Origin of the sequence: Hyphomonas sp. (genome assembly GCF_040882205.1) — a bacterium.
Lineage (GTDB): Bacteria > Pseudomonadota > Alphaproteobacteria > Caulobacterales > Hyphomonadaceae > Hyphomonas.
The window spans coordinates 1-1,566 of the sequence record NZ_JBBEBT010000371.1; the positions used below are offsets into that span (position 1 = coordinate 1).

Here is a 1,566-nt window from a genome sequence, read left to right on the forward strand (position 1 = left end):
CGACCGCCTGCCCTCCCGGGCCGGCGGGCAGGGTGATGGCGATCGGCGCGCCGCCTCGCCCCTCGGGATTGGCAATGTCTGCGCCGTGATGGCCGGTGCGGTATGAGGCGTCGATGCGGTAGGCGGCGTTGAAGCCGTTCACGACTTCCTCGACGCCGGAGGGGCCGTAGACCGGCATCGCCGCGCCGCGCCCGCCGTTGATCCAGGCCTGCATCAGCAGCTCGCCGAGACCGTCGATGTGGTCCGAGTGCAGATGGGTGAGGAAGACCGCGTCCAGTTCGCCGACGGGGTAGCCCATGCGGGTGAGCGTGCGCACGCCGCCGGAGCCGGCATCGATGAGGATGTGCTGATCACCTGCCACGACGGCGAGGCAAGGGCCGCCGCGGCGAGGGTCCGGGAACGGGGAGCCTGCACCGCAGACATAGATGTGCAGGCCGTCACCGAGGCCGGCGGCCGTGTTGCGCCCGATGTTCTCTTTCACGGCGCGCTCGAACAGGGCCTCTGAAATCTGCAAACGGAATATCTGGCTGCCAGCCAGGACAGCGGCGGCGGCGAGGCCGGCGACGAGCAGCGTCCAGCGTACAGGGCCCATGGGGTCAGCCTCCGGCTTTCATCAATTCGAGGAAGGGCGAGGCCATGCCGGCCGCGGGGATGACTGTTTCGATATTCAGCTGGCCCTTGAGGCCGGCCATGCGGTGCACGGCGATCTCGCGCCACTCCTCAGACAGCGACATGCGCACCATGGACGCGCGGTCCGGATACATGGCGACCGCGATCTCGTCCCAGAGCTCTTCGACCTGGCCAAGGGCGAGGAAGGTCACGTCGCCGGCGAAGAGACCCCGGCCGCCGAATGCCGGCAGGAGCTGCGCGACGGCGCGGCCATAGATCATGTAGGCGTCGCGGCCTGACAGATCGCAGGCCCGGCCATCGTCATACTCGGCCTTGTCCTTGAACTTCAGCAGATTGACCATGAAGATGGGGCCATCCGGACCCTTCTCCATCAGGGCCGAGAACCGGGCGGGATCTGAAGGGAAGACTTCGTTCAGTACTTGCATGTCTGTTTCTCCTTATACGGACTGTCCGGACTGGCGTTTCAGTTCAGCTTCGATGACCCAGAGGCGGTCCTGCCCCCAGGTGATGACATCCCCGGCGCGGAAACTGGGCACGCCCCAGACGCCGAGAGACATCATTTCGGCGCGGTTCGCTTCGGCTTCTGCGCGCCAGGCATCGCTCTCCAGTTGCCGGCGCGCGGCGTTCCAGTCGAGGCCGGCCGCTTCGACAATCTTGCGCAGGCCGCAATCGCTGCCGGCATCGATGCCTTGCGACCAGACGCCGGCGAGGAAGGCCTGGCAGAATTCATAGCCCCTGCCCTGTTCGCGCGCCCAGGGCAGAATAGAATAGCCCCGCTCGACGGGCTTGCCCAGCGGATCGGCGATCCTGCCAAAAGGAACGCCGAGGCGGCGCGCCTCGCGGGCGGTATCCATCGAGATATAGCGCCGTTTTATCAGCGGAACCGGTAGCCCGCGCATGACCATGGGCAGGACATAGCGCAGCTTGAGTTCGGCG

General features: G+C 66.6%; 3 protein-coding genes. All 3 read right to left on the reverse strand.

Features of this window, described 5'->3' with window-relative positions; genetic code table 11:
• Positions 1-592: MBL fold metallo-hydrolase (locus tag WEA77_RS16235; RefSeq protein WP_368068912.1), on the reverse strand; the 592-nt coding region annotated here is incomplete at its 3' end.
• 4 nt (positions 593-596) lie between these two features.
• Complete coding sequence (locus WEA77_RS16240; RefSeq protein ID WP_368068913.1) at positions 597-1,055, reverse strand: DUF1330 domain-containing protein; 459 nt, start codon at positions 1,053-1,055, stop codon at positions 597-599.
• Between the two features lie 12 nt (positions 1,056-1,067).
• Positions 1,068-1,566 (reverse strand): DsbA family protein (locus tag WEA77_RS16245; RefSeq protein WP_368068914.1); only part of this gene is annotated, 499 nt, incomplete at its 5' end.